The following is a 24,507-nucleotide window of genomic DNA, read 5'->3' on the forward strand; positions in this document are numbered from 1 at the left end:
ACCGCCGAGTCCTACCAAGCAGCCGTCACCCTCGCAGCCCTGCTGATGTGGGCGTGACATTTGACGACAACTCCTAGGACCTCGGGGCCGCCGGCGGGCGGGCGAGCGTCGTCGCGCGCATCGGGCCGGCCCGGCGGGAACTCGCGCGCCGTCCGGTGTCGCCGGCCCGGTCACCCTGGGCCCGGAGTTCCGCGCCGCGGTCTCCGGGCGCGGTGCGGGGCCCGACCCGGTCGTCCTCCCGGCCGAGGGCGGCGAACCCCTCGCCGAGCCGGACGGCCGCTACCTCTCCATCCGGGTGGCCGACGGCTTCACCGGCCGCGTGATCGGCAGGTCCGCCACGGAGGGCAGCGTGACGTACGACCGGTTCGACTGCGCCCCCCCTCGCCGACGGCTGAACCGCGCGGCCGGACGTTTCCGCAAGCCCTCGGAAACTGTCGGCCCGCCCGGAGGCGCCTCGAAGCCCCCGCGTTCCGCACGCGTCGGCCGCAGATTCACCGTGCACAAGGGGTTGCCACCGTTCAGGGGCTGTCTCTAGGGTGCGGCAACAACGCATCTTTCTGGATCTTATTCGAAACTTTCGATCCAGTGGACGGCCGTGGATGCGCCGTCCCGTACCCAAGGAGCGCATGATGGGCGACCGGGCACTGTCCCGCCGCGGCTTCCTCGCGGCCTCCGCCGCGGCCGGTCTCGGCATGACGGCACTGAGTGGTTGCGGCGGAGACTCGGACGGAGGGTCGTCGTCGGGGACGACCACCATCGAGTGGTGGAACATCTCCACCACCCAGCCGACGAAAAACGTCTGGGCCGGCCTCGCCAAGAAGTTCGAGGCGCAGAACCCCAAGGTCAAGCTGAAGATCGTGCAGTTGGAGAACGACGCCTACAAGTCGAAGATGACGGCGCTGACCGCCTCCGGGAAGCTGCCGGACATCTTCCACACCTGGGGCGGCGGCGTGCTGCAGCAGCAGGTCGACGCCGGGCTCGTCGAGGACCTCACCGACCGGACCAAGCCGTGGGCCGACGGACTGCTGCCGGTCGCGAAGCAGCCGTATCTGCTCGACGACAAGGTGTACGGCATCCCGTTCGACATAGGCATGATCGGCTTCTGGTACAACAAGGCGCTGTTCGCGAAGGCCGGTATCAGCGAACCCCCCACCACCTGGGGCGGGTTCCTCGAAGCCGTGAGCAGGCTCAAGGCGAAGAAGATCACCCCCATCGCGCTCGCCGGCAAGGAGAAGTGGCCCGGCATGTACTACTGGGCGTACCTCGCGATGCGCACCGCCGGCCTCGACGCCCTGAGCAAGGCCGCCGACGACAAGGACTTCACCGGCGCCGGGTTCGTCCAGGCCGGACAGCACCTGAAGGACCTCGTCGCGCTGCAGCCGTTCCAGAAGGGGTTCCTCGGCGCCGCCTACTCCACGCCCACCGGACAGGCCGCCACCGTGGGCAACGGCAAGGCCGCCATGGAACTCATGGGCCAGTGGGCCCCCGTCGTGGAGGCGGACGCGGGCAAGGGCCTCGGCGCGGACCTCGGCTTCTTCCCGTTCCCGGCCGTCGAGGGCGGAAAGGGTGCCATCACCGAGGTGTTCGGCGGGGGCGGCGGGCACGCGCTGCGCAAGGGCGCCCCGCAGGCGGCCGTCGACTTCCTGAAGTTCTTCGCCTCCGAGACCACGGACCTCGAACTGGTCAAGAAGACCAACACCCTGCCGGTCGTCCCCGGAGCCGAGAAGGGGCTCTCCGACCCCAACACCAAGTCCGTGCATGCCCAGTTGAAGGCCGCCACCGGCTTCCAGCTCTACCTCGACCAGGCCTACGCGCCCGCAGTCGGCCAGGAGATCAACGACAGCGTCGCCGCGCTCATCGCCGGGTCCAAGTCGCCCGCGCAGGTCACCCAGGCGATCACCAAGACCGCGAAGGAAGAGCAGTAGTCGGCGATGACCTCCACTTTCCTTCCGGACAAGCGGACGGGGCCCGGTGTCGTCGTCCCGCCCCCGGCCGGAGCCGCGGCCCGGGGGCGGGCCCGGCGGCGGGCGCTGAACTGGCTCACCGCGGTCGGCTTCCAACTGCCCGCGCTGGTGCTGTTCGTCACGCTGGTGCTGCTGCCGATGCTCTTCGCCCTCTACGCCGCCTTCTTCCGGTGGGGCGGCTTCGGCATGCCGTCCGAGTACATCGGCGGCGACAACTTCACCCGGCTGTTCGACGACCCCGTCTTCCTGGGCGACCTGTGGCGCTGCCTGGTCCTGGTCGTGCTGTCGCTCGCGCTCCAACTGCCGTTCGCGCTCGCCATGGCGGTGCTGCTCAACCAGCGGCTGCGTGGCCGGGCCGTCTACCGGATGTTGTTCTTCGCCCCGTACGTACTGTCCGAGGCCATCACCGGCGTGCTGTTCAGCATGGTCTTCGCGCCGGGCGACGGGCTCGCCGACCACGTCCTCGGCGCCGTCGGACTGGACGGTCCGGGCGGCGAGTGGTTCGCCGACCCGTCCTACGTCATGGCCACCCTGTTCCTGGTCATGACGTGGAAGTACTTCGGCTTCCACATGATGCTCTACCTGGCCGGACTGCAGTCCATCCCGGCCGAGTTGACCGAGGCGGCGCTGATCGACGGCGCCGGGCCCTGGCAGCGCTTCCGCAACGTCACCCTGCCGCTGCTCGCGCCCACCCTGCGCATCAGCGTGTTCCTCTCCGTCATCGGGGCGATCCAGCTCTTCGACCTGGTCTGGGTGATCACCCAGGGCGGGCCCGACCACCACTCCGAGACGATGGCCGTGACCATGTTCCAGTACGGCTTCAAGCGCTACCAGGTCGGCTACGCCAGCGCGGTCAGCGTGGTCATGTTCGGCATCTGCCTCGCCTTCGCCCTCTCCTACCAGCGGTTCGTGCTCCGCCGCGACCTCGAAGGGGCCACCACGACGATGAGGGGAGCCGGCAAGTGAGCCGCAAGACCGCACGCACCCTGCCCCTGCACCTGATCCTCGTCGCGGTCGGCGCGGTGATGGCCGTACCCCTCATGTACGCCGCCCTCTCCGGCTTCAAGTCCACCGACGAGCTCTCCCGCAACCCCTTCGGACTGCCCGAACACTGGCGGACCGGCAACTACACCGGCATCCTGCGCTCCGGCGACTTCTGGCGCCTGGTCGGCAACAGCACGCTGATCGCGGTCGGCACGACCGTCCTGGTCGTCGCGGTCTCCGCGCTCGCCGCCTTCTCCTTCGCCCGGTTCGCCTTCCGGGGGCGGGAGGTGCTGTTCACCGTCTTCACCATGGGGCTGATGTTCCCCTTCGCGGTGGCCGCGCTGCCGCTGTTCCTGCTGCTGCGCTCGCTGGACCTGCTCGACAACCCGCTGGGCGTGATCCTGCCGCAGGCCGCGTTCGGGCTGCCGATGACGATCATCATCCTGCGGGCGTTCTTCCGGGAGATCCCCGGCGAGCTGGAGGAGGCGGCCACCCTCGACGGCTGCACCCCCTTCGGGTTCTTCTGGCGGGTGCTGCTGCCGATGGCGCGGCCCGCGCTCGGCACGGTCTCCGTGCTCGCGGTCGTCACCAGCTGGAACAACTTCTTCCTGCCGCTGCTGGTGTTCACCGAGAACAAGTGGTGGACGCTGCCCATCGGCGTCCAGCAGTTCCAGGGCGAGTACTCCGCCGAGTACGCCCGGGTCTTCGCCTACCTGGTCCTGGCGATGGTCCCGGCCCTCGCCTTCTACTCGGTCGCCGAGCGTCAGCTCGTCGGCGGCCTCACCGCCGGCGCCACGAAGGGATGACGAGCGCCCGCGAACGTACGGCTCACCCACACCGTCCGACCGTGAGGAGTCGCACCATGCGCAAGCACCGCCTGAGACTCGTCGTTGCCGTGGCCGCCGTCCTGGTCGCCGCGGGCGCCGGCACCGCGTCGCCCGCCCAGGCACACGACACGCAGTCCACCCTCGCCGACCTGGCCGAGCGGCACGGACGCTACTTCGGCAGCGCCACCGACAACCCCGAACTCACCGACACCGCGTACACGGCGGTCCTCGGCAGCGAGTTCGACATGATCACCCCCGGCAACGGCATGAAGTGGTACGCCAGCGAACCGGAGCCGGGCGTCTTCGACTGGTCCGCCGGCGACGAGATCGCGGACCTCGCCCGCCGCGACCACCAGCGGTTACGGGCCCACACCCTGGTCTGGCACAACCAGCTGCCGGGCTGGCTGACCGACCGCGAGTGGACGGCCGACGAGCTGCGGGCGGTCCTGAAGCGGCACATCCTCACGGAGGTGCGGCACTACCGGGGCAAGGTCTACTCGTGGGACGTCGTGAACGAGGCGTTCAACGAGGACGGCACCTACCGCGAGACCCTCTGGTACAAGACCCTCGGCCCCGGCTACATCGCCGACGCGCTGCGCTGGGCCCACCAGGCCGACCCGCACGCCAAGCTCTACCTCAACGACTACAACATCGAGGCCGTCGGCCCGAAGTCGGACGCCTACTACCGGCTGGCACAGGACCTCAGGGCCCAGGGCGTCCCGCTGCACGGCATCGGACTGCAGGCCCACCTCGCCCTCCAGTACGGCTATCCGGCCACCCTGGAGGACAACCTGCGCCGCTTCTCCCGGCTCGGCCTGGACACCGCGCTCACCGAGGTCGACGTCCGCATGCCGCTGCCGGCGGACGCGGAGAAGCTCGCCGAGCAGGCCGACTGGTACCGGGACCTGACCGCGGCCTGCCTCGCGGTGCGCCGGTGCGTGGGCATCACGGTGTGGGACTGGACCGACAAGTACTCGTGGATCCCGGCGTTCTTCCCGGGAGAGGGCGCCGCGCTGCCGTGGGACGAGGAGTTCCGGCCCAAGCCGGCGTACGCCGCGATAAGGCAGGCGTTCGGCGAACGGTGACGGCACGGACCCGCGCCGGGGGGAGGTGCCTCGCCGCTGCAGGGTGGCGGCGAGGCATCCCGGCGCGCCGCCGGGGCCGGGCGGGTCGGCGTGGCGGGGGCAGCCGGGGCGGGCCGGCGATCAGGCCGATCCTGCGGTGGCCGAGGGCCGGCGGGTGCTCGGTGGCCGCCAGGCCGCCCGCCCGGTCGGCGGCGCCGATGGCGGGGACGTCCAGGCCCCGTCGGCGGTGAAGGTCGTCCGGGGCGTGGCGGAGGCCACGCACGCGGCCGGGGCCGGCACCGTGGTCTCGGCGATCCACGAACGCTCCGGCGACGCCCGCGAGCGGGAGCGGCCGTGGGCCACCGGGAGACGGTCGGCAACGACACCCCGGCCTGCCGGGGGATCTCCGTGATCGTGACCCTGCCGCGGGCCTCGGCCCGTTCCCCGGCGTCGGACTCGCGCGCTGCCGTCCCCACCTCCGCCGCTGCCCGCCCCGGTACGTCCGGGAGCGGACGGGGAGCGCTGCCGGGCACGCGTCAGGGCCGGTTCGCGGCCGGTGTCCGCGAGCCGGCCCCTGGGAGCCGCGGGCGGTCGGCGGACCGCCCGCTCGTGGATCAGGCGGCCGTCATCACGCGGTGCGGGGCGATGATCTGACCGTCCGGCAGGAGCTCACCGGTGTCCTCGAAGAGCAGGACGCCGTTGCACAGCAGGCTCCATCCCTGCTCCGGGTGGTGCGCCACGAGTCGGGCGGATTCCCGGTCGGCGGAGTCTGCTGAGGGGCACGGTGGCTGGTGCTGGCACATTGGTGGGATCTTTCGCTCTGTCGTGGTGTTCGAGATGGATGGTGTGTCCGTGTCGCGCCGTGAAGCCTCGTCCATGGCCGCCCCCCGTTGACAAGTCGGTCGGAACCCAGTGTTGCCCCACGGACGTCGATCCGCAGGTATTTCGCAGCACCGCTTCTCACAGGTTCAGGACGCACCGTCCTCCGGGGACGGTTCAGGGCGACCGCACTGTCCCTTCGGGTGGTTTCGCATGGCCGGATGGGGCTAGTCCGGACCGGTCGGAGCCGGCCGGGGGCACGTGTGAGCACCCCGTGGCTCGCACGAGCGGAACAGGTGGCGGGGTGTGGCGTGGCGGGGTGAGGAGGGGAGGGGAGTGCGGGAGCGGCGTGCCCCGCCCCGGGGTCCGGGGCGGGGCACGCGGGTGGTCGGGCCGGGTGGGCTCAGGCGGTCTGGCGCAGCAGGGGCGCCGGGGTCACCCGGCGGGTCAGCGTCGGCAGCAGATCGGCGACCCGGTGCGGCTGGTGCGCCGCGATGCCGGGAGGGGCGGGGGCCAGCGGGACCAGGATGTCCGTGGCGGCGGGGTTGCCGGTGGCGCCGTCCGCGGCGCAGTCGCCGTGCAGCCACAGGGTGAGCATGTACAGGCCGGGCACGGACAGCAGGCGGGGCTGGTAGGCCTGGGTCAGGGTCTCGGCCTGCCGCAGCGCCTGCTCGGTGGAGGGGATGTAGGGGCCTTCGAAGAAGTGCGAGAAGGCCCAGCCGTCGGCGGTGAGCGTGGTCTCGGCGGCGGCCACCGAGCGGTCGCCGGAGCGGATCAGGAACCGCCATCCGGCGAGCCGGGTGGCGGCGCCCGTGGCGGTGATCGCCTCCAGCACGTGCACGGGAAGCGGAAGCTCGGGGGTGACGGGTCCCTGGTGACGCAGCAGGGACGGGGTGCGGGCCTCACGGACGGCGGTGGGGGAACCGAGCGCGGTGAGGACGGAGCGAAGTGCGGGCGTGGGAGCCGGGGGGACATGCAGCGGCATGGTGGGTCGCCTCTCATTCGGCAGGCACGGTGACGCGAAGGCGGGGGCGGACGGCGCTGTCTGCTCACGAGGCCAGGGAGGCGGGGGCCGGGGTCTGGTAACGAGGGGTGTGGGTGAGGCCTGCCGTACGTCGCCTCGACGGCGGGTTCCATGACCGCGGGCGCCAACCCTCTGCCTGTTCGCGGAGTTTATACGAGGTATGTTCAGGCGGTGTTTCGGCTAGCCGTTTGCGGTGTACTCGGCAAGGACGCATTCGGTCGGCGTTACGCGGGAATCATCCCGATTCCCGGTCGACTCCGCAGCGGTGACCTCGGAGAATCTCCGGGAGGTGGTCGGCCAATTCTCGTCGGCGTTTTTCACGAGTTCGTGAGCTGTCCGCAACTGCGTTGTGACGCATGCCCGGCGAATGTGCCGCGGGTCACTTCCTCCAGCGTAGCGGGCCACCAGCCCGCGTGGGGACGTTATCGATCGGCTGGGCTGGGCATTATCCCAACCAGGACGCCGGCGGCCGATCTTCGGCCCGCCCATTCGAGGAGGGACACTTCGATGGGGGAGAAGGTCGTGGCAGGCGGGTTCGACCTGTCCGATCGGCAGCACTACCGGGACAAGCTACGGCGGTGCCTGACGGGGCTCGAGCGGTTGCTGGCTCAGGAGCGCTTCGATCGGCCGAAGAACCTCATGGGTCTTGAGATCGAATTGAATCTGGTCGGCACCGACGGCATGCCGAAAATGCTGAATGCGCAAGTACTCGAGCGCATCGCGAGCCGGGACTTCCAGACAGAACTCGCCATGTTCAACCTGGAAGTCAACATCGCCCCACACCGATTGGGCGGGCGGGTATTCGACCGGCTCGCCGAAGAACTCCGTACGTCACTGGCATATGCCGACAGGAAGGCGGGGGAGGTGGATGCGGGAATCGTGATGATCGGTATTCTGCCGACGCTCGACCGGGACGACCTGGTCTCCTCCAACCTCTCCGCGGTGGACCGCTACACCCTGCTCAACGACCAGATCGTGGCAGCCCGCGGCGAGGACTTCGCCCTCGACATCGACGGCGTGGAACACCTCAGGTGCACGTCGAAGTCCATAGCCCCGGAGGCCGCCTGCACCTCCGTGCAACTGCACCTCCAGGTCACCCCGGGCCGTTTCGCCGACGTGTGGAACGCGGCCCAGGCCGTCGCCGCCGCCCAGGTCGCCATCGGCGCCAACTCCCCCTTCCTGTTCGGCCGCGAGCTGTGGCGCGAGTCCAGGCCCCCGCTGTTCCAGCAGTCCACCGACACCCGCCCGCCGGAGCTGCAGGCCCAGGGCGTGCGCCCGCGCACCTGGTTCGGCGAGCGCTGGATCAGCTCCGCCCACGACCTCTTCGAGGAGAACCTGCGGTTCTTCCCGGCGCTGCTGCCGATCTGCGACGAGGAGGAGCCGCTGGAGGTCGTCGATGCGGGCGGGGTCCCCAAACTCGCCGAACTCGTCCTGCACAACGGCACGATCTACCGCTGGAACCGCCCGGTCTACGGCATCGCCGACGGCGTCCCGCACCTGCGGGTGGAGAACCGCGTGCTGCCCGCGGGCCCCACCATCACCGATGTCATCGCCAACGCGGCCTTCTACTACGGCGTCGTCCGCGCCCTCGCCGAGGAGCCGCGTCCGGTGTGGACCCGGCTGCCCTTCGAGGCGGCCGCCGCCAACTTCGACGCCGCCTGCAGGCACGGCATCGACGCCCGCCTGGAATGGCCGCGGCGCGGCCGGTACGCCGGTACCGCCCAGGTCGACGCGGTGACCCTGGTGCGCGACGAACTGCTGCCGCTCGCCGAGGCGGGCCTGACCGCGTGGGGCGTCGAGCCAGCCGACCGCGACCTGTACCTCGGCGTGATCGAGGAGCGGTGCCGCCGCCGGGTCAACGGCGCCTCGTGGCAGGCGGCCACCTTCCACCGGGCACTGGAGTCGGGGCTGTCGCGGGAGTCCGCGCTGGCGGCCACCACCCGGCGGTACTGCGAGCTGATGCACGCGGGGGACCCGGTGCACACCTGGCCGGTGGGCCTGCCCAAGCCCGTGCCCCTGGGCTGACGGGCCGGGGCCTTCCCGGCCGGCGCCCGCCTCCGACGGCCCGCTCGGCCTCCTCCTCGTCGGCGTCCGCGACCCACGGCGACCACACGCGGCGTCGGCGGGGGCCGCGGCCGCCCGCCTCATACTGATCGTGCATGCTGTGACGTCCCATGACGGTGGCGCTGACGGTGGCGCTCTCCCCGGCGGTGCCGCCGGCGTGGCCATGAGGCCGGAACAGTCGATGGAGGCAGGTGTGCAGGCAGAGGCGGGCGCGGTGGCCGGTTCCTCTCCCGAGGAGCGTCCCTCGCGGCGGATCTTCCGTGACGAGACGCTGCTCGTCCTGGGGCTCTCACTGGGCGCGAGCGGGGTTTCCGCCCTGATCAGCTTTGTCGGATCGGTCACCCGGCCAGGCGGTCTGAAGGACCAGGCGGCCACGCTCAACGCCTCGGCCGCGCCGGGGCGCCCCTGGCTGGATCTGGCCTGGCAGCTGTTCGGGATCGCCACCGCTCTGGTGCCCGTCGCGCTCGTGGCGCACTTCCTGATGCGGGAGGGGCGGAGCCTGCGCACGCTCGGCTTCGACCGCACGCGGCCCTGGCCGGACCTGGGGCGCGGGGCCGCGGTCGCCGCGGTGATCGGCAGCACCGGCATCGCCTTCTACCTGGCCGCCCGCGGGCTGGGCTTCAACCTCACGGTGGTGCCGGAGGCACTGCCCGACGTGTGGTGGAAGTACCCCGTGCTGGTCCTGTCGGCGGTGCAGAACGCCGTCCTGGAAGAGGTCATCGTCGTCGGCTATCTGCTGCGCCGGCTCGGACGGCTGGGCTGGACGCCCGGAGCCGCGCTGATGGGCAGTGCCGTGCTGCGCGGCTCCTACCACCTCTACCAGGGCATCGGCGGCTTCGTCGGGAACCTGGTGATGGGCGTGGTCTTCGTCCTGCTGTACCGGCGCTGGGGCCGGGTGGGGCCGCTGGTGGTGGCGCACTCCCTGCTCGACATCGGGGCGTTCGTCGGGTACGCGCTGCTGGCGGGAAAGGTGGGCTGGCTGCCTACGGCGTGAGCAGTGTCCCCTCGACGACCGTGACCGCGCGGCCGGTCAGCAGGGTGCGTTCGCCGCGCAGCTCGGTGCGGACGCGGCCGGGCCGGGAGGAGGCCTGCAGGCCGGTCAGGACGGAGCGGCCGAGGCGCTCGGACCAGAACGGGGCGAGGGCCGTGTGCGCGCTGCCGGTGACGGGGTCCTCGTCGATGCCGACGTTCGGGAAGAAGCAGCGCGAGACGAAGTCGTGGCCGACGGCCGGGTCGGCGGCCGGTGCGGTGGCGATGATGCCGCGCTCGGAGTGGGCGGCCAGGGCCCTGTGATCCGGGTCGAGGCCGCGGACCGTCCCCTCGTCGGCGAGTTCCAGCAGCAGGTCGCCCACGTTCGGGCCGGTGTCGAAGGCGGCGCGCGGTGCGGCGCCCAGTGCCTCGGCGACGCCGTCGGGGACCTCGACGGGCGTGAGCGGCGCCGTGGGGAAGTCCAGCGTGACCGAGCCGTCCGCACCGGGCGTCGTGACGAGCACGCCGCTGCGCGTGGCGAACCGCACCGGGCCCTCGTGGGCGCCGGTGGTGCTCAGCACGTGGGCCGTCGCGAGCGTGGCGTGGCCGCACAGGGCGACCTCGGCCGCGGGAGTGAACCAGCGCAGCGCCCAGTCCGCCTCCCCGCCCCCGGGCAACCGGTGCGCGAACGCCGTCTCGGCGTGGTTCACCTCCCGGGCCACCTGCCGCATCCAGTCGTCGGCCGGGAAGGCGTCGGCGTCGAGGAGCAGGACCCCGGCGGGATTGCCGGTGAAGGGCCGGTCGGTGAAGGCGTCGACGATTCGTATCCGCATGCCACGACGCTAGGGCGGGCGCCGGCCCCCGTACCACGTCCAATTCCGGCTTCCTGGCCCTTGCCGGGGTACGACGCCAGGAGCGGACGGCCGGGGGTCACGACGCCAGGAGCGGACGGCTGGGGTTCATGACGCCCGGAGCGGACAGCGGCGGGCCCCGGCCCCGACGCCGTACGGGCGTCGGGGCCGGGGCCCGCCGGAGGGGTCCCGGCCTGGACGGTCAGTCCGTGCCGGACTCCATGGCGGCGCGGTCCAGCAGTTCCTCGTCCTCCGAGACCTCGCCGCGGGAGGCGATGGCCTCGGCGCCGCCCTCCGGCATGCTGCCGATCAGGCCGGTCGCGGCCGCCTGGGCGGCGCCGACGGCGGGGTGCGCGGTGCCGATCAGCCCGATCCCGGCGTACTGCTCCAGCTTGGCGCGGGAGTCGGCGATGTCGAGGTTGCGCATGGTGAGCTGGCCGATCCGGTCGACCGGGCCGAACGCCGAGTCCTCGGTGCGCTCCATGGACAGCTTGTCCGGGTGGTAGCTGAACGCCGGGCCCGAGGTGTCGAGGATCGAGTAGTCCTCACCCCGCCGCAGCCGCAGCGTGACCTCACCGGTGACGGCCGCGCCGACCCAGCGCTGCAGCGACTCGCGCACCATCAGCGCCTGCGGGTCCAGCCAGCGGCCCTCGTACATCAGCCGGCCCAGACGCCGTCCCTCGGTGTGGTACTGGGCGACGGTGTCCTCGTTGTGGATCGCGTTGACCAGGCGCTCGTAGGCCGCGTGCAGCAGCGCCATGCCGGGGGCCTCGTAGATGCCGCGGCTCTTGGCCTCGATGATCCGGTTCTCGATCTGGTCCGACATGCCCAGGCCGTGCCGGCCGCCGATGGCGTTGGCCTCCATCACCAGGTCGACGGGGGAGGCGAACTCCTTGCCGTTGATCGTCACCGGGCGGCCCTGTTCGAAGCCGATCGTCACGTCCTCGGTGGCGATCTCGACCTCGGGGTCCCAGAACCGCACACCCATGATCGGCTCGACGGTCTCCACGCTGGTGTCCAGGTGCTCCAGCGTCTTGGCCTCGTGGGTGGCGCCCCAGATGTTGGCGTCGGTGGAGTACGCCTTCTCCGTGCTGTCCCGGTAGGGCAGGCCGTGCGCGATCAGCCACTCGGACATCTCCTTGCGGCCGCCGAGCTCGGTCACGAAGTCCGCGTCCAGCCAGGGCTTGTAGATCCGCAGGTGCGGGTTGGCCAGCAGGCCGTAGCGGTAGAACCGCTCGATGTCGTTGCCCTTGAAGGTCGACCCGTCGCCCCAGATCTGCACGTCGTCCTCGAGCATCGCGCGCACCAGGAGGGTGCCCGTGACGGCGCGGCCGAGCGGCGTGGTGTTGAAGTAGGCGCGCCCGCCCGAGCGGATGTGGAACGCCCCGCAGGCGAGCGCGGCCAGGCCCTCCTCGACGAGCGCGGCGCGGCAGTCGACCAGACGCGCGACCTCGGCGCCGTAGGTCTTGGCGCGGCCCGGCACCGAGGCGATGTCGGGCTCGTCGTACTGGCCGATGTCGGCGGTGTAGGTGCACGGGACGGCGCCCTTGTCGCGCATCCACGCGACGGCGACCGAGGTGTCGAGACCGCCGGAGAAGGCGATGCCGACGCGCTCGCCGGCGGGGAGGGAGGTGAGGACCTTGGACATAGGAAGAGTATGCATGAATCCGCATGGCTATGCAAAGCCCTGTTTGGTGCATGCCCCGTGCGGGCGGTGCGGGCGGTGCGGCGGCCGGGCGGCACCGGGCGGTGACCGTGCCGCGCGAACGGACGAGCCGCGGGCGTGAGGCGGTCGAGTGCCTACCGGGGGGGGTGGAGATCTGGATCAGGTTGCCGCAGGTGTCGTCGAGGACGGCGGTGGTGACGGGGCCCGTCTCCACGGGCTCCTGGGTGAAGCGGACGCCGAGGGCGCGCAGGCGCCGGTACTCCGCCGTCACGTCGTCGACGGCGAACTGGGCGAGCGGGATGCCGTCCTCGACGAGCGCGTCCCGGTAGGTCCTGGCGGCCGGGTGCTCGGCGGGTTCGAGGAGGAGTTCGGTGCCGTCCGGCTCGTCGGGCGAGACCACGGTCAGCCACCGGTGCTTGCCGCCCAGTGGGACGTCGTGCTTCTTCGTGAAGCCGAGGACCTCGGTGTAGAAGCGCTCGGCCTTGTCCTGGTCGTCGACGAAGACGCTGGTCAGATGGATTCTCATGGGGTGCTCTCCTCCGGTCCGGACGTGTCGGGCGCGAGCCATCGCTCGGTGATCTGCCGCAGTGGGGCCGTGTTCAGGTCGTGGAACTTGCAGCGGCCCTCCCGCCTGGTCTCGACGAGTCCGGCGGCCTCCAGTACGGCGAGGTGCTGGGAGACCGCCTGGCGTGAGATGCCGAGCCGGTGCTTCATGGTCAGCCGGGAGCAGATCTCGAACAGGGTCTGTCCGGACTTCTCCGTGAGCTCGTCGAGGATGGTGCGGCGGGTGGGATCGGCCAGGGCTTTGAACACGTCGGCCACGACCCGAGAATAGGCAAGCAGTCACTTGCGTATCAAGCACGGACACGCGCCGCCCGGTGTTCCGGGCCGGCGCTGGATAGGCTCCCGCCATGCACCTCCGTGTGGATGTCGTCAGGGAAGCGAGTCAGGAAATCGTCGACGCCTTCGGCCGGCTCCTGCCGCAGTTGTCGTCGACGGCGAAGCCCCTCGACCGGGAAGCGGTCGACCGGATGGTGCGCTGCGACGCCAACACCGTGCTGGTGGCCCGCACTCCCGAGGCGATCGTCGGGACTCTGACGCTGGTGCTGTCGCCCCTGCCTTCCGGACTGCGGGCCCGCATCGAGGACGTGGTCGTCGACGGTGCGGCGCGAGGCCGTGGAGTTGCCGGTCTGCTCACCGAGGAGGCCGTGCGGATCGCCCGGAAGGCGGGCGCGCGGACGGTGGATCTCACCTCCCGGCCGGACCGCGCGGCGGCGAACCGGCTCTACGAGCGCGTCGGGTTCCGGAGCAGGCGGTCGACGGTCTTCCGGCTCCCGCTCGACGAGAGGTAGCGGGGTCCGTGTCATGACCCGGCGCTGACGCTCGGAGTCCCGGCCCGCTCGGGCGGGGTGCCCTCGGCCGCGGGAGCGGGCGCGCCGACGCTCGGAGGTCTCGGTCGATGCCCTGCTGACGGGTCTTGTCGTCCGAATGTTTCCGATATATCGTCGAGTCATCGCGACAGGTCGACGATGGAATGGAGTGAGTGCGATGCGCAGTCACGGATTCGAGCGTGGGCACGGTGGACCCGGCCCCCGGGGACGGGGCGGTTTCGAGGGACTGCGCGGTGCCTTCGGCCCCTTCGGGCCGGGCGGCGGCCCCGGACCGGGGTTCGGCTTCGGCGGTCCGGGTTTCGGCCCGGGCTTCGGTCCCGGCCCCAGGGGGCGCGGCGGACCGCGCGGCAGGGCGCGGCGCGGCGACGTGCGCGCGTCGATCCTGGCCCTGCTGAAGGACCGTCCGATGCACGGTTACGAGATGATCCAGGAGATCGCCGAGCGCAGCGGCGGGGCGTGGAAGCCCAGCCCCGGCTCGGTGTACCCGACCCTCCAGCTGCTGGAGGACGAGGGGCTGATCGTCAGTGAGAGCGAGGGCGGCAAGAAGCTGTTCTCGCTCACCGAGGCCGGCCGCGCGGCGGCCGACGAGGGGCCCGAGGCGCCCTGGGAGGAGGCCTCCCGCGGCATCGACTGGGAGGCGCTCGGCGAGATCCGGCAGGCCGGTTTCGGCCTGATGGAGGCCTTCGGCCAGGTCTGGAAGACCGGCAGCAAGGAACAGCGCGAGAAGGCGCTGACCGTCATCAACGAAGCCCGCAAGAAGCTGTACCTGATCCTCGCCGACGGGGACTGACGGCGGCTCGCCGCCGGGTGCGGGGCGCCCCGCGGATCGCTCCGCGGGGCGCCTTCTCGCGGGTACGGTCCTCGGGTCCTCCGGTCCTCAGGTCAGCAGTCCGTCCAGCCTGCGCAGCGACTCGTTCAGCGCGGTCGTGGCCGAGTCCTTGAGCCTGGCCGCCATCAGCGACACCGCGGCCCCCGTGAACTCCCCGGCGATCCGGACCGTCGTGGCGTCGCCGTCTGGCGTCAGCGTGTAGCGCGTGGCGAGGTTGACGGCCATCGGGCCCTTGCCGCGGATGGCGAGCACCCGGGCCGGCTCCACCTCCTCGACGGTCCACTCCACCTCGGCCGGGAACCCCATGAGCTTCATGTTCTCCTGGAACGTCCCGCCGACCGCGAGTTCGGCCGGACCGCCCCCGGGGAAGCTCGTGTGGGTCGCGTTCCACTCGCCGTGGGCGGACCAGTCCGTCAGCCGCGCCCACACCTTCTCCGCGGGCGCCCCGATCCGTGCCTCCGCGCTGACCTCGGCCATGCGACCACCTCTTCGTGTCGGGCTGTGGTGTCGCGGAACGTAGCCGCACGGGCCGCAACATTCAATACTGATGAACCGTCAGATTCTGGTGTGCGGCGGCCTGATCTCATCCCCAAGGAGGAGATTTCGGGTCATGGAGTCCACTCCCCGTCGGACGCGGAAATGCTTCCGCCCGGCGATGACCGCAGGGGCCGGGGCTGATGGGGTGGGAGACGTGCAACCCCGTATCCCCAGGCAGTCGGCGGACGAGCCGCGCCCCGGCCCTCGCGCCGACGGCGATGCCGGACCAAGTGACGAATTGGCGGCGGTGGTCTCCGGCGCCCGGCGGCGGGCCGTGCGGGACGGGGACCAGCAGATAGACACCGCCCACCTGCTGCACTCGCTCCTCGAGCAGGACCCCGAGGCGCGGGGCGTCTTCGGCGACGGGCCCGGGCTCGCGCGGCTGCTCGGTTACCTCGTGCAGCGCAGCATCGGCTACGGCCTGCGCTGGCAGGGCTCGGTGGAGGACTCCGGCGCGCCGTCTCCGGCGCCGGAGGCGGAGGGGTACTCGCCGCTGGCCGCGCGGGCGATGGAACAGGCCCGCGAGCGCGCCGCCGGCCGGGGCGCCGGACCGGCCCACGGCATCGACCTGCTCGCGGCGATCGCGGCGGAGCCGCGGGCCCGCGCGGTGGAGGTGCTCGGCCGCGCCGGCGTCGAGGCCGAGGCCGTGCTCGCCCGGATCGAGGAGCTGTCGGCGCAGTCGGGATCGTCCAGCCGCTGAGACAGGTGCCATCGAGGGTGACGCTCATGTCGTCCCCTGTCATCATGTGCCCGTGCATATGTCTGAGAGCAGTCAGGGCAGCCGCGGCAGGGGCGTCGGGCTCGGCCTAGCGCTGGCGTCCGCGGTGGCGTTCGGCGGGTCCGGAGTCGCGGCGAAGCCGCTGATCGAGGCGGGGCTGGATCCGCTGCACGTGGTGTGGCTGCGGGTGGCGGGCGCCGCCCTGGTCATGCTTCCGGTCGCGGTACGCCACCGCGCGCTGCCGCGTCGCCGCCCCGCGCTGCTGGCCGGGTTCGGACTGCTGGCCGTGGCCGGGGTCCAGGCCTGCTATTTCGCCGCGATCTCCCGCATCCCGGTCGGGGTCGCGCTGCTCGTCGAGTACCTCGCGCCGGCCCTGGTCCTCGGCTGGGTGCGGTTCGTGCAGCGGCGGCCGGTGACGCGGGCCGCCGCGCTCGGGGTGGTCCTCGCGGTCGGCGGTCTCGCCTGCGTGGTCGAGGTCTGGTCGGGCCTGAGCTTCGACGCCCTCGGCCTCGTCCTCGCGCTCGGCGCCGCCTGCTGCCAGGTCGGCTACTTCGTCCTGTCGGACCAGGGCAGCGATGCCGGCGACGACGCCCCCGATCCGCTCGGTGTCATCGCCTACGGCCTGCTCGCCGGCGCCGCCGTCCTCACTGTCGTCGCCCGCCCCTGGGGCATGGACTGGTCGGTGCTGGCCGGCACCGCCGACATGGACGGCACCCCCGTCGCGGCCGGCCTGCTGCTGGCCTGGATCGTGCTCGTCGCCACCGTCCTCGCCTACGTCACCGGGGTACTGTCGGTGCGCCGGCTCTCGCCGCAGGTCGCGGGCGTCGTGGCCTGCCTGGAGGCGGTCATCGCCACCGTCCTGGCCTGGGTGCTGCTCGGCGAGCACCTCTCCGCGCCGCAGATCGTCGGCGGGGCGGTCGTCCTGGCGGGCGCCTTCATCGCCCAGTCGTCGGCACCCGCCCGGGGATCCGCCGAGCCGGTGGCGAGCGGTGGTCTCGAAGTCGATGTACCGGCCCGCCGCGGCGCCGCCTAGGACAGGCCCTATGCTGTCGCTCATGCATGCGAACGCGCTCGTCCTGCCCCCTCCCGCCGCCTGAGGCGGGCCCCAGGTCGGACACGCCCGGCACGGTGCCGGGCCGGTCGCTGCTGCCCGCAGAAGCAGTCCACGGTCCCGCTGACCCGGGACCTCCCCACGCACTTCTGCGGAGAACACTCGTGTCGAACGCTGATCGCGGCCTGCCCGTCGGGCGAGGCCTGCTCTACCTGATCGTCGCCGGTTTCGCCTGGGGCACCGCGGGCGCGGCCGCCTCGCTGGTCTACCGGACCGGTGACATGGGCCCCGTCACCCTCTCCTTCTGGCGGTGCGCGCTGGGTCTCGTCCTGCTGCTGGCCGCCCGCCGGCTGCGCCCGCGCGCCCGGTCCGCCGTCCGGGAGCCGTTCGCCCGCAGGGCCGTGCGGGTCGGCCTCACGGGCGTCGGGCTCGCGGTGTTCCAGACCGCCTACTTCGCCGCCGTGGCCGCGACCGGCCTGGCGGTGGCCACCGTCGTCACCCTGGGTGCCGGGCCGGTGTTCATCGCGCTCGGCGCCCGGCTGACCCTGGGCGAGCGGCTCGGACGGGGCGGTGTGGCGGCCGTCGCCGGGGCGCTGGCCGGGCTGGGCGTGCTCGTGCTCGGCAGCGGCGGCGCGACCGTACGGCCGTGGGGAGTGCTGCTGGCGCTCGTGTCCGCGGCCGGATACTCCGTGATGACCCTGCTGACCCGCTGGTGGGGCCGGGGCGGCGGGACGGACGCCGCCGAGACGTCGGTGGGCGCGTTCGCGGTCACCAGCCTGTGCCTGCTGCCGTTCGCCCTGGCCGAGGGGCTGCTTCCGCACACCCCCGACCCCGTCCGGCTGGTCTGGCTGCTGATCTACATCGCGGCCGTTCCCACGGCGCTCGCCTACGCGCTCTACTTCGCCGGCGCCGCCGTCGTCCGGTCGGCCACCGTGTCGGTGATCATGCTGCTGGAGCCGGTGAGCGCGGCGGTCCTGGCGATCGCGCTGCTCGGTGAACGGCTCACCGCGGCGACCCTGGTGGGCACGCTGCTCATGCTCGGGTCGGTGACCGGACTGGCCGCGGCGGAGGCGAGGACGCCGGCCCTCGCCTGACGGGCGCGGCTCAGCGGTCCGCCCGCCACGTCCCCCGCCTGCGCAGCTGGTGCTCCCGGGCCGCCGCGTCCCGGGGGCCGCCACGGGCCGCGAGCCCCGCCACGATCCGGTCCTGCACCTCCCGCGGCCGGTGGCCGGCGTACTTGAACTTCGCGCGGACGCCGGTCACCTCCAGCCGCAGGCCCCGGATGCCCGTGAGCATCCTGCCGTACGGCTCCTCGCCCACCGCGGCGAGGGCGGAGCCGCCCTCCGGCTGGAAGTGGCCGACCTGGCGGTTGAGCAGGCCGGCCTTCTCGGCCGGGTCGTCCACGATCCGGGCCGTGCAGCGGAGCTGGACGGCGGCGTAGAAGCTGGTCGGGGTGCCGTGTTCGGCGGGGCCGCCCGGCGCCGCCTGCCAGGGGCCGGGGACGAACACGTAGTCGTCGACCACGCTCAGCAGTACCTCCGGGTCCGCCTCCAGTGCGGGCCACAGCGGGTTGGGCCGGGCCAGGTGCGTGACGACCTCGCCCTGCTCGCCGCGTCCGGAGTCGTAGACGAAGTGCAGGGGCTGGACGTGGGGCGGCTCGCCGGGCAGGCCGTTGACGGCGAGCTGCCCGAAGTCGTGCACCGCGAGCCACTGCCGCCATTCGGTGTCGTCGCGGGGCGCGTCCCAGGGGTGGACCAGCATCACGGCACCGCCAGGTAGTCCGGGAGGCCGGTGCCGGGCGCCAGCAGGCCGTCGGCGACCGGGGTCCCGTAGCCCTTGCGCAGCGGGACGACGCCGGCCCAGTGGGGGAGGGCCAGGTCCTCGGGCTCGTCGTTCACGCCGCCCGTGCGGACCTTGGCGGAGACCTCGTCCAGGTCGAGGCGGAGCACGGCGGTGGCGGCCAGCTCCTTCCTGTTCGCGGGCCGGGAGTCGGCCGCCCGGCCCGGTACGACGTGGTCGACGAGCGCGTCCAGGGCGGCCCGCTTCTCCTGCGGGTCCGTCACGTCGTGGGCGACGCCGTGCACCACCACGGAGCGGTAGTTGACCGAGTGGTGGAAGGCGGAGCGGGCCAGGATCAGCGCGTCCACGTGCGTGACCGTCAGGCACACCGGCAGCCCCGCGTCCGCCTGTCCCGTCATCCGCAGCGGGCGCGAACCGGTCGAGCCGTGCACGTAGAGCCGCTCGCCGACCCGGCCGTACAGGGTGGGCAGCACCACCGGCGCGCCGTCGCGCACGAAGCCGAGGTGGCAGACGTAGCCCTCGTCGAGTATCGCGTGCACCAGCTCCCTGTCGTACGACGCGCGCTCCGCGGAGCGGGTGGGGACGGTGCGGTCGGTCGGGGTGTAGGCGGCGGGCGGCGGCGTCGGGTGATGGGTGCCCTGCATGGCGGTCTCCGTCGGTCCTCGGGGTGATCCGGTTGCGGTCGATATTGCACTAGTGCATAATCTGCTTTGTGCTAGGAGAATATCGGATCGAGGGCCGGCGTGCGGCGGACATCGCGGCGAGCGTCGAACGCGCGGTGGGCTCCGGCGCGCTGGAGCCGGGCCGACTGCTGCCGCCCATGCGGGAGTTGGCGGTGCGGCTGGCGGTGAACCCCAACACCGTCGCGGCCGCCTACCGCATCCTGCGGGAACGCGGGGTCATTGAGACGTCGGGGCGCCGGGGCAGCCGGGTCCGGTCCAAGCCGGCCACCACCGGACGCGATCACATCCGGGTGGACGTGCCCGAAGGGGTGCGGGACGTGGCGAACGGCAACCCGGATCCGGCGCTGCTGCCGTCCCTGGCGAAGGCGTTCGCGGCCGCGGCGGAACAGGGCGACCGGGAGCCGGTGCTGTACGGCGACGCCCTGGTGGAGCCGGAGCTGGCGCGCCTGGCGCGGGCCGGGATGGACGCCGACGGGGTGCCGGGCGGACCCCTGGCCGTCGTCTCCGGCTCGCTCGACGCCGTCGAGCGGGTGCTCGCGGCGCACCTCAGGCCCGGGGACACCGTCGCCGTGGAGGATCCGGGATGGGGCAGCCTCCTCGACCTCGTCCCGGCGCTCGGGCTGCGCACGGCGCCCGTCGGCGTCGACGACGAGGGACCGCTGCCGGACGACGTACGGCGGGTCCTGGAGTCGGGGGCGCGCGCCCTGATCGTCACCGACCGCGCGCAGAACCCGACCGGCGCCGCGGTGAGCGCCACCCGCGCGCGTGCCCTGCGCGCGGTGCTGCGCGACCGTCCCGACGTCCTGCTGATCGAGGACGACCACGGCCACGGCATCGTGGACCTGCCCCTGCACCCGCTGGCCGGCGCCACCCGCGCCTGGGCCTTCGTGCGTTCGGTCGCCAAGGCGTACGGCCCCGACCTGCGGCTCGCCGTGCTCACCGGTGACACCGTCACCGTCGACCGGGTCGCCGGCCGGCACCGGCTCGGGCCCGGCTGGGTCAGCCGCCTCGTCCAGCGCGCCGTGGTGCGGCTGTGGACCGACGACTCGCCGGACCGGCAGGCCGTCGTGGCGGCGTACCGCGGGCGGCGGGACCTGCTGATCGGCGCCCTCGCGGAGCGCGGTGTGCGGGCCCACGGGCGCAGCGGCCTGAACGTCTGGGTCCCGGTACCGGACGAGACCGGCGCCGTCGCCCGCCTGCTGCACGCCGGCTGGGCGGTGGCCCCGGGCGCCCGCTTCCGCATGGACGCACCACCCGGCATCCGGATCACCGTCTCGACCCTGTCGCAGGGAGAGACCGCCGATCTGGCCGCCGCGATCGCCGCCGCGGTGAGCCCGGCCGCGGGGCGCGGGTACGTGTGAGCGGCCCCGCTCCCCGCGGACCGTCAGGACCTGGCCGCCGGCTCCGCCCGCTCCGCCCGCTCCGTCGGCCGGAGAGGGGAGCGGGCCGGCGCCGCCCCGGCCTTCCGGGGCCCCGGCCCGGCCTGCGTCAGGGCCGCCCCCGCCAGCACGATCAGGGCGCCGACCGGGGTCGACCAGCTCAGCGACTCGCCGAGGACCGCCACTCCGGCGGCCGTGGCGATGACCGGGATGAAGTAGGTGACCATCTGGGCCGTCGTCGGCCCCACCTCGGAGACCAGGCCGTACTGGACGAGCACGGCCACGCCGGTGCCGAGCGCCCCGAGGGCGGCGACCGCGAGCAGCGGTACGGGGGAGAGCGCGGCCGGGAACGACGTGAACAGCGGTGTGACGACGGCCAGTTGCAGCGTCGCGAGCAGCAACTGGGCCCCGGTCAGGGACAGGTTGGAGTGACCGGAGCCGGCCAGGGTGCGGCGGACGTAGATCCAGCCGACGGGGTAGCTCAGCGAGGCCAGCAGCGCCATCGCCGTGCCCGTCGCGTCCAGGCCGTGGAAGCCCTGCCAGGCGCCGAGGACCGTCAGGACGCCGAGGAACCCGATGCCCAGTCCCGCGACCCGCAGCCGGGACGGCCGGTCCTCGGAGAGGGCGACCAGGGACAGGGCCATGCCCCACAGCGGCGAGGTGGCGTTGCAGATGCCAGCCAGCGTCGACGGGATGGTCAGCTCCGAGTACGCGAACAGGGAGAACGGCAGCGCGTTGAGCAGGAACGCGGCCACCGTCAGATGCCCCCAGGTCCGCGCGCCCCGCGGCAGCCGCTCCCGCTTCGCCGCCATCGCCGCCGCCAGCACCGCCGTCCCGAACACCAGCCGCCCGAGCGTCACCTGGAAGGGCGCGTACGCCGCCGTGCCGACCTTGATGAGCAGGAAGCTGAAGCCCCAGATGAGGGAGAGGGCGCCGAAGCGCAGACGCCAGTCGAGGGCGCGGCGGCGGCCGGCCGGCCCGGCGGCGGTGACGGTGGTGACGGTGGTCATGACCGCCACCCTGCCGCCGCCGACGTCTTAGCACAATGGAGATTTGCCGCCAGGTGTCTCGTAGCATCGCTTACATGTTGAACCTGGAGCGCCTGCGTACCCTCGACGCCCTCGCCCGGCACGGCTCGGTCAGCGGCGCGGCCGAGGGGCTGCACGTGACGACGTCGGCGGTCTCGCAGCAGATGGCCAAGCTGGAGCGGGAGGTGGGCCAGCAGCTCCTGGCCAGGAACGGCCGGGGCGTCCGGCTCACGGACGCCGGCCGGCTGCTCGCCGAGCACGCGGCGCGCATCCTGTCGCAGGTGGCGCTCGCCCAGTCCGACCTGGAGGCGCAGCGCGGCCAGGTGGTCGGCGAACTGCGGCTGGCCGCCTTCCCCACCGCCCTGCGGGGGCTGTTCCCGGCCGCGCTCGCCGCGCTGCGCGTCGACCACCCGGCGCTGCGGGTGCGCTCGCGGGAGGTGGCGCCGGAGGAAGGCGTGCGGGCCGTGCTCCGGGGCGACGCCGACCTGGCCGTCGTCCTCGACTGGTACAACAAGCCGCTGCCCATGCCCGACGGACTCGCCAAGGCCTCGATCCTCGACGACCCCGTGGAGGTCGCCATGACCGAGGACCACCCGCTCGCCGGCCGGGACGAGGTCGACCTGGACGACTTCGCGGACGACGAGTGGGTCGCCTGGCCCGAGGGCGAGTTCTGCCACGAGTGGCTGCTCTACACGCTGCGCACCAAGGGCATCGAACCCCGTATCGCCCACTGCGCCGAGGAACACCACACCCAGCTCGCGCTGGTCGCCGCCGGGCTGGGCGTCTGCGTGGCGCCCCGGCTCGGCCGGGACCCGATGCCGGCCGGTGTGCGCGCCGTACCCGTGCGGCACCGCGTGCACCGGTACGTCTACGCCGTCTGGCGCGTGGACGCCGACCGCCGCCCGTCGATCCGCGCGGCGGTCCGGGCGCTGCAGGACGCGGCGCCGAAGACGCGGTGAACCACCGGCGCCGGGGCGGACGGCGGGCGGCGGCGTGAGCTACCGCGACGCCAGCTTGCGGAAGTCCCAGGACACGGTCTTCGCGGGCGTCAGCCGCACCCAGGCGTGCCGGCCGTCGTGCGGCATCTCCTCCATGCCGAAGTTCTTGCGGGCGAACAGCGTCTCCGGCACGTCGAGTTCGGCGCACAGCTCGCCCGTGCGCGGGCTCTCGCCCACGAACTCCACGGACCCGGACAGCTCCACGCCGCGCAGCTGGTCGTACTCCTCGCCGGTGTCGACCACGACCGCGACGCGGGGATCACGGCGCAGATCGCTCCAGCGCTTGCTGCGCACCACCGAGTACAGCCACATCGAGGTGCCGTCCCAGGCGAACCACAGGGTGCTCACGTGCGGAGCGCCGTCCGCCGAGACGGTGGCGACCCGGCAGGTGCGCTGGGTGGTGAGGAACTCGTCCAGCTCCCCGGACGTCATCATGATCTTCCGGCCCCGGCGCTGCGTGACGGTCATGCGGCCACCTCTTCTCCCACGTCGTGCCGGAGGAACCCGGTTGATCCTCTGACATCACGTCAGAAGAGGATGAGCCGTCTTCCCTCCGTGCGCAATGCCGACTAGTCTCGCCCGCTCCCACCCGTCGGTGTTCAGGGGGACCCGTGCCGTCCGACGAACAGATCGGCGAACTCCTCGATCCGGCGACCACCGTGCTGCTCACCGTGGAGTGCCAGCAGGGCGTCGTCGGCTCCGACAGCGCCCTGCCCGAACTCGCCCGGGAGGCACGCGCCGGCGGCGCCCTCGGCAACGTCGCCCGGCTGGTGGCCGCCGCGCACGCCGCCGGTGTCCAGGTCGTCCACGCGATCGCCGAACGCCGCCCCGACGGCCGGGGCGCGAACCGCAACGCCCGCCTCTTCCGCGCCGCCGCGAGGCTCCCCGTCCAGCAGCTGTCCGGCACCACCGCGGTCCGCGTGGCCGCCCCGATCGAGGTCACCGAGGAGGACTTCGTCGTACGGCGGCTGCACGGGCTGTCCCCGATCCAGGGCACCGGCGTCGACGCCCTGCTGCGCAACCTCGGCTGCCGCACGCTGGTCGTCACCGGCGTGTCGGCCAACGTGGCGATCCCCAACGCCGTCTTCGACGCGGTCAACCTCGGCTACACCGCCGTGGTGCCCCGCGACGCCATCGCGGGGGTGCCCTCCGACTACACCCCCGCGATGATCCGTCACACCCTCGCCCTGGTCGCCACGATCGTCACCACGGACGAGGTGCTCGGCTGCTTCCGCGAGCCCCGGCGCCGCCGGATCACCCCAGCGTGATCGAGTCCCCGCTGACGGTGATCTGCTCGGCGGGCAGCGCCCGGGTCGCCGGCCCCTTCTTCACACTGCCGTCGGCGACCGAGAACTCGCTCTTGTGACACGGGCAGACGATGACGCCGTCGGCGATGCCGCTCACCGCGCAGCCCTGGTGCGTGCACTTGGCCGAGAACGCCTTGAAGGTGCCGGCCGCGGGCTGGGTGACCACCACCCCCTGGTCCTTGAAGATCTTCCCGCCGCCCTCGGGGATGTCCGCGGTCTTCGCCAGGACGGTTCCGCCGCCCGCCGCCGAGCCGTCGCCGGTGGTGGTCGCGCCGGCCCGGGCGTCGGAGGAGCCCGAGGAGCCCGAGGAGCCCGAGGAGCTCGACGCGTCGTCGTCCGACCCGCACGCGGTCAGCGCGACGGCGAGTCCCGCCGCGCCCACCGCCGCCACGACGGTACGCCGGGCGGGTGCCGGAACGGGATGGAGCGGTTCGCTGGTCATGCTGACCTTCCCTTCACACGGCTTCGTGATCCGCACAGGGGTACGGCCCAGGGGTGCGGGTTGTTCAGCCGACGCCGAGACCGGGGCCGCCGCCTCGCCGTCGGCCAGTAAC

Annotated in this window: 25 protein-coding genes and 1 pseudogene; 14 read left to right on the forward strand and 12 right to left on the reverse strand. The window is 72.8% G+C overall.

Annotation, left to right across the window (positions count from 1 at the left end; all coding sequences use genetic code 11):
* Nucleotides 1-629 precede the first annotated feature (629 nt).
* From VKA29_RS09270 to VKA29_RS09285, 4 genes are read left to right on the forward strand one after another with little or no spacing between them, the layout of a single operon-like run.
* Complete coding sequence (locus VKA29_RS09270; protein ID WP_324785064.1) at nt 630-1,925, forward strand: extracellular solute-binding protein; 1,296 nt, start codon at nt 630-632, stop codon at nt 1,923-1,925.
* 6 nt (nt 1,926-1,931) lie between these two features.
* On the forward strand, nt 1,932-2,930 hold the full coding sequence (locus VKA29_RS09275) for a sugar ABC transporter permease (RefSeq protein ID WP_324784807.1): 999 nt from the start codon (nt 1,932-1,934) through the stop codon (nt 2,928-2,930).
* Between the two features lie 59 nt (nt 2,931-2,989).
* Complete coding sequence (locus VKA29_RS09280; protein WP_324785065.1) at nt 2,990-3,754, forward strand: carbohydrate ABC transporter permease; 765 nt, start codon at nt 2,990-2,992, stop codon at nt 3,752-3,754.
* Between the two features lie 56 nt (nt 3,755-3,810).
* Nucleotides 3,811-4,860 (forward strand): endo-1,4-beta-xylanase, encoded by a 1,050-nt coding sequence (locus VKA29_RS09285; RefSeq protein WP_324784808.1) that lies wholly within the window; start codon nt 3,811-3,813, stop codon nt 4,858-4,860.
* 593 nt (nt 4,861-5,453) lie between these two features.
* On the opposite strand, the gene VKA29_RS09300 is transcribed toward VKA29_RS09285, so the two are convergent.
* Together VKA29_RS09300 and VKA29_RS09305 are read right to left on the reverse strand one after the other, a co-directional pair.
* On the reverse strand, nt 5,454-5,642 hold the full coding sequence (locus VKA29_RS09300; RefSeq protein ID WP_324784809.1) for a DUF5999 family protein: 189 nt from the start codon (nt 5,640-5,642) through the stop codon (nt 5,454-5,456).
* A 419-nt stretch (nt 5,643-6,061) separates the two neighbouring features.
* Nucleotides 6,062-6,643: a hypothetical protein gene (locus VKA29_RS09305; protein ID WP_324784810.1), complete on the reverse strand. Its 582-nt coding sequence runs from the start codon at nt 6,641-6,643 to the stop codon at nt 6,062-6,064.
* 546 nt (nt 6,644-7,189) lie between these two features.
* Here VKA29_RS09305 and VKA29_RS09310 point away from each other — a divergent pair.
* Together VKA29_RS09310 and VKA29_RS09315 are read left to right on the forward strand one after the other, a co-directional pair.
* Complete coding sequence (locus VKA29_RS09310; RefSeq protein ID WP_324784811.1) at nt 7,190-8,707, forward strand: glutamate--cysteine ligase; 1,518 nt, start codon at nt 7,190-7,192, stop codon at nt 8,705-8,707.
* Nucleotides 8,708-8,927: 220 nt separating this feature from the next.
* Nucleotides 8,928-9,740 carry a CPBP family intramembrane glutamic endopeptidase gene (locus VKA29_RS09315; RefSeq protein WP_324784812.1) on the forward strand — a complete coding sequence of 271 codons (813 nt, stop codon included), beginning with the start codon at nt 8,928-8,930 and terminating at the stop codon, nt 9,738-9,740.
* On the opposite strand, the gene VKA29_RS09320 is transcribed toward VKA29_RS09315, so the two are convergent.
* The 4 genes and pseudogenes from VKA29_RS09320 to VKA29_RS09335 form a co-directional block, all read right to left on the reverse strand.
* Nucleotides 9,730-10,548 carry a PhzF family phenazine biosynthesis protein gene (locus VKA29_RS09320; protein WP_324784813.1) on the reverse strand — a complete coding sequence of 273 codons (819 nt, stop codon included), beginning with the start codon at nt 10,546-10,548 and terminating at the stop codon, nt 9,730-9,732. The genes VKA29_RS09315 and VKA29_RS09320 overlap by 11 nt on opposite strands.
* Nucleotides 10,549-10,768: 220 nt before the next feature.
* Nucleotides 10,769-12,214 (reverse strand): argininosuccinate synthase, encoded by a 1,446-nt coding sequence (gene argG, locus VKA29_RS09325; RefSeq protein WP_324784814.1) that lies wholly within the window; start codon nt 12,212-12,214, stop codon nt 10,769-10,771.
* A gap of 157 nt (nt 12,215-12,371) precedes the next feature.
* Nucleotides 12,372-12,758 (reverse strand): annotated as a pseudogene (locus tag VKA29_RS09330) (VOC family protein); the annotation flags it as partial.
* Nucleotides 12,755-13,054: a metalloregulator ArsR/SmtB family transcription factor gene (locus VKA29_RS09335; RefSeq protein WP_324784815.1), complete on the reverse strand. Its 300-nt coding sequence runs from the start codon at nt 13,052-13,054 to the stop codon at nt 12,755-12,757. The pseudogene VKA29_RS09330 and the gene VKA29_RS09335, both read right to left, overlap by 4 nt.
* A gap of 89 nt (nt 13,055-13,143) precedes the next feature.
* On the opposite strand from VKA29_RS09335, the gene VKA29_RS09340 reads away from it, so the two are divergent.
* Together VKA29_RS09340 and VKA29_RS09345 are read left to right on the forward strand one after the other, a co-directional pair.
* Nucleotides 13,144-13,584: a GNAT family N-acetyltransferase gene (locus tag VKA29_RS09340; protein WP_324784816.1), complete on the forward strand. Its 441-nt coding sequence runs from the start codon at nt 13,144-13,146 to the stop codon at nt 13,582-13,584.
* A 196-nt stretch (nt 13,585-13,780) separates the two neighbouring features.
* Nucleotides 13,781-14,413, forward strand: a complete 633-nt coding sequence (locus VKA29_RS09345; protein WP_324784818.1) for a PadR family transcriptional regulator — start codon at nt 13,781-13,783, stop codon at nt 14,411-14,413.
* Between the two features lie 87 nt (nt 14,414-14,500).
* On the opposite strand, the gene VKA29_RS09350 is transcribed toward VKA29_RS09345, so the two are convergent.
* On the reverse strand, nt 14,501-14,929 hold the full coding sequence (locus VKA29_RS09350; protein WP_324784820.1) for an SRPBCC family protein: 429 nt from the start codon (nt 14,927-14,929) through the stop codon (nt 14,501-14,503).
* Nucleotides 14,930-15,143: 214 nt separating this feature from the next.
* On the opposite strand from VKA29_RS09350, the gene VKA29_RS09355 reads away from it, so the two are divergent.
* The 3 genes from VKA29_RS09355 to VKA29_RS09365 all read left to right on the forward strand — a co-directional run bounded on the left by VKA29_RS09355 (nt 15,144) and on the right by VKA29_RS09365 (nt 17,852).
* The gene (locus VKA29_RS09355; RefSeq protein WP_324784821.1) at nt 15,144-15,689 is read left to right on the forward strand and encodes a Clp protease N-terminal domain-containing protein; all 546 of its coding nucleotides are present in this window, start codon (nt 15,144-15,146) and stop codon (nt 15,687-15,689) included.
* A 46-nt stretch (nt 15,690-15,735) separates the two neighbouring features.
* Nucleotides 15,736-16,740, forward strand: coding sequence for an EamA family transporter (locus VKA29_RS09360; RefSeq protein ID WP_324784822.1), 1,005 nt, complete (start codon nt 15,736-15,738; stop codon nt 16,738-16,740).
* 182 nt (nt 16,741-16,922) lie between these two features.
* Nucleotides 16,923-17,852, forward strand: a complete 930-nt coding sequence (locus VKA29_RS09365) for a DMT family transporter (protein ID WP_324784823.1) — start codon at nt 16,923-16,925, stop codon at nt 17,850-17,852.
* Nucleotides 17,853-17,862: 10 nt separating this feature from the next.
* On the opposite strand, the gene VKA29_RS09370 is transcribed toward VKA29_RS09365, so the two are convergent.
* A complete protein-coding gene (locus VKA29_RS09370; RefSeq protein ID WP_324784824.1) occupies nt 17,863-18,519 on the reverse strand; it encodes an FMN-binding negative transcriptional regulator in 657 nt (218 codons plus the stop codon).
* On the reverse strand, nt 18,519-19,202 hold the full coding sequence (locus tag VKA29_RS09375; protein ID WP_324784825.1) for a pyridoxamine 5'-phosphate oxidase family protein: 684 nt from the start codon (nt 19,200-19,202) through the stop codon (nt 18,519-18,521). Before VKA29_RS09375 ends, VKA29_RS09370 begins: the two co-directional genes overlap by 1 nt.
* 68 nt (nt 19,203-19,270) lie before the next feature.
* Between VKA29_RS09375 and VKA29_RS09380 the strand changes: the two genes are divergently transcribed.
* The gene (locus tag VKA29_RS09380; protein ID WP_324784826.1) at nt 19,271-20,602 is read left to right on the forward strand and encodes an aminotransferase class I/II-fold pyridoxal phosphate-dependent enzyme; all 1,332 of its coding nucleotides are present in this window, start codon (nt 19,271-19,273) and stop codon (nt 20,600-20,602) included.
* Nucleotides 20,603-20,625: 23 nt separating this feature from the next.
* Here the strand turns inward: VKA29_RS09380 and VKA29_RS09385 are convergent, their stop codons facing one another.
* Nucleotides 20,626-21,630: a DMT family transporter gene (locus tag VKA29_RS09385; protein ID WP_324784827.1), complete on the reverse strand. Its 1,005-nt coding sequence runs from the start codon at nt 21,628-21,630 to the stop codon at nt 20,626-20,628.
* A gap of 74 nt (nt 21,631-21,704) precedes the next feature.
* Between VKA29_RS09385 and VKA29_RS09390 the strand changes: the two genes are divergently transcribed.
* Nucleotides 21,705-22,607 carry a LysR family transcriptional regulator gene (locus tag VKA29_RS09390; RefSeq protein ID WP_324784829.1) on the forward strand — a complete coding sequence of 301 codons (903 nt, stop codon included), beginning with the start codon at nt 21,705-21,707 and terminating at the stop codon, nt 22,605-22,607.
* A gap of 39 nt (nt 22,608-22,646) precedes the next feature.
* Here the strand turns inward: VKA29_RS09390 and VKA29_RS09395 are convergent, their stop codons facing one another.
* Nucleotides 22,647-23,114: a pyridoxamine 5'-phosphate oxidase family protein gene (locus tag VKA29_RS09395; protein WP_324784830.1), complete on the reverse strand. Its 468-nt coding sequence runs from the start codon at nt 23,112-23,114 to the stop codon at nt 22,647-22,649.
* Nucleotides 23,115-23,257: 143 nt separating this feature from the next.
* Here VKA29_RS09395 and VKA29_RS09400 point away from each other — a divergent pair, with 143 nt between their 5' ends.
* Nucleotides 23,258-23,914 (forward strand): isochorismatase family protein, encoded by a 657-nt coding sequence (locus VKA29_RS09400; protein ID WP_324784831.1) that lies wholly within the window; start codon nt 23,258-23,260, stop codon nt 23,912-23,914.
* Here VKA29_RS09400 and VKA29_RS09405 read toward each other — a convergent pair.
* Nucleotides 23,901-24,395, reverse strand: a complete 495-nt coding sequence (locus VKA29_RS09405) for a Rieske (2Fe-2S) protein (RefSeq protein WP_324784832.1) — start codon at nt 24,393-24,395, stop codon at nt 23,901-23,903. The genes VKA29_RS09400 and VKA29_RS09405 overlap by 14 nt on opposite strands.
* Between the last annotated feature and the right edge of the window lie 112 nt (nt 24,396-24,507).

The sequence above is a fragment of the Streptomyces sp. H51 genome (genome assembly GCF_035656535.1).
Lineage (GTDB): Bacteria > Actinomycetota > Actinomycetes > Streptomycetales > Streptomycetaceae > Streptomyces.

Excerpts from the sequence above, each read along its gene's own strand:
- VKA29_RS09345 (WP_324784818.1), top strand. The coding sequence starts at position 13,781 with ATGCGCAGTCACGGATTCGAGCGTGGGCACGGTGGACCCGGCCCCCGG.
- VKA29_RS09305 (WP_324784810.1), bottom strand. The coding sequence starts at position 6,643 with ATGCCGCTGCATGTCCCCCCGGCTCCCACGCCCGCACTTCGCTCCGTC.
- VKA29_RS09310 (WP_324784811.1), top strand. The coding sequence starts at position 7,190 with ATGGGGGAGAAGGTCGTGGCAGGCGGGTTCGACCTGTCCGATCGGCAG.
- VKA29_RS09270 (WP_324785064.1), top strand. The coding sequence starts at position 630 with ATGGGCGACCGGGCACTGTCCCGCCGCGGCTTCCTCGCGGCCTCCGCC.
- VKA29_RS09370 (WP_324784824.1), bottom strand. The coding sequence starts at position 18,519 with ATGCTGGTCCACCCCTGGGACGCGCCCCGCGACGACACCGAATGGCGG.
- VKA29_RS09405 (WP_324784832.1), bottom strand. The coding sequence starts at position 24,395 with ATGACCAGCGAACCGCTCCATCCCGTTCCGGCACCCGCCCGGCGTACC.
- VKA29_RS09390 (WP_324784829.1), top strand. The coding sequence starts at position 21,705 with ATGTTGAACCTGGAGCGCCTGCGTACCCTCGACGCCCTCGCCCGGCAC.
- VKA29_RS09300 (WP_324784809.1), bottom strand. The coding sequence starts at position 5,642 with ATGTGCCAGCACCAGCCACCGTGCCCCTCAGCAGACTCCGCCGACCGG.
- VKA29_RS09285 (WP_324784808.1), top strand. The coding sequence starts at position 3,811 with ATGCGCAAGCACCGCCTGAGACTCGTCGTTGCCGTGGCCGCCGTCCTG.
- VKA29_RS09395 (WP_324784830.1), bottom strand. The coding sequence starts at position 23,114 with ATGACCGTCACGCAGCGCCGGGGCCGGAAGATCATGATGACGTCCGGG.
- VKA29_RS09280 (WP_324785065.1), top strand. The coding sequence starts at position 2,990 with ATGGCCGTACCCCTCATGTACGCCGCCCTCTCCGGCTTCAAGTCCACC.
- VKA29_RS09350 (WP_324784820.1), bottom strand. The coding sequence starts at position 14,929 with ATGGCCGAGGTCAGCGCGGAGGCACGGATCGGGGCGCCCGCGGAGAAG.
- VKA29_RS09340 (WP_324784816.1), top strand. The coding sequence starts at position 13,144 with ATGCACCTCCGTGTGGATGTCGTCAGGGAAGCGAGTCAGGAAATCGTC.
- VKA29_RS09320 (WP_324784813.1), bottom strand. The coding sequence starts at position 10,548 with ATGCGGATACGAATCGTCGACGCCTTCACCGACCGGCCCTTCACCGGC.
- VKA29_RS09275 (WP_324784807.1), top strand. The coding sequence starts at position 1,932 with ATGACCTCCACTTTCCTTCCGGACAAGCGGACGGGGCCCGGTGTCGTC.
- argG (WP_324784814.1), bottom strand. The coding sequence starts at position 12,214 with ATGTCCAAGGTCCTCACCTCCCTCCCCGCCGGCGAGCGCGTCGGCATC.
- VKA29_RS09315 (WP_324784812.1), top strand. The coding sequence starts at position 8,928 with ATGGAGGCAGGTGTGCAGGCAGAGGCGGGCGCGGTGGCCGGTTCCTCT.
- VKA29_RS09385 (WP_324784827.1), bottom strand. The coding sequence starts at position 21,630 with ATGACCACCGTCACCACCGTCACCGCCGCCGGGCCGGCCGGCCGCCGC.
- VKA29_RS09375 (WP_324784825.1), bottom strand. The coding sequence starts at position 19,202 with ATGCAGGGCACCCATCACCCGACGCCGCCGCCCGCCGCCTACACCCCG.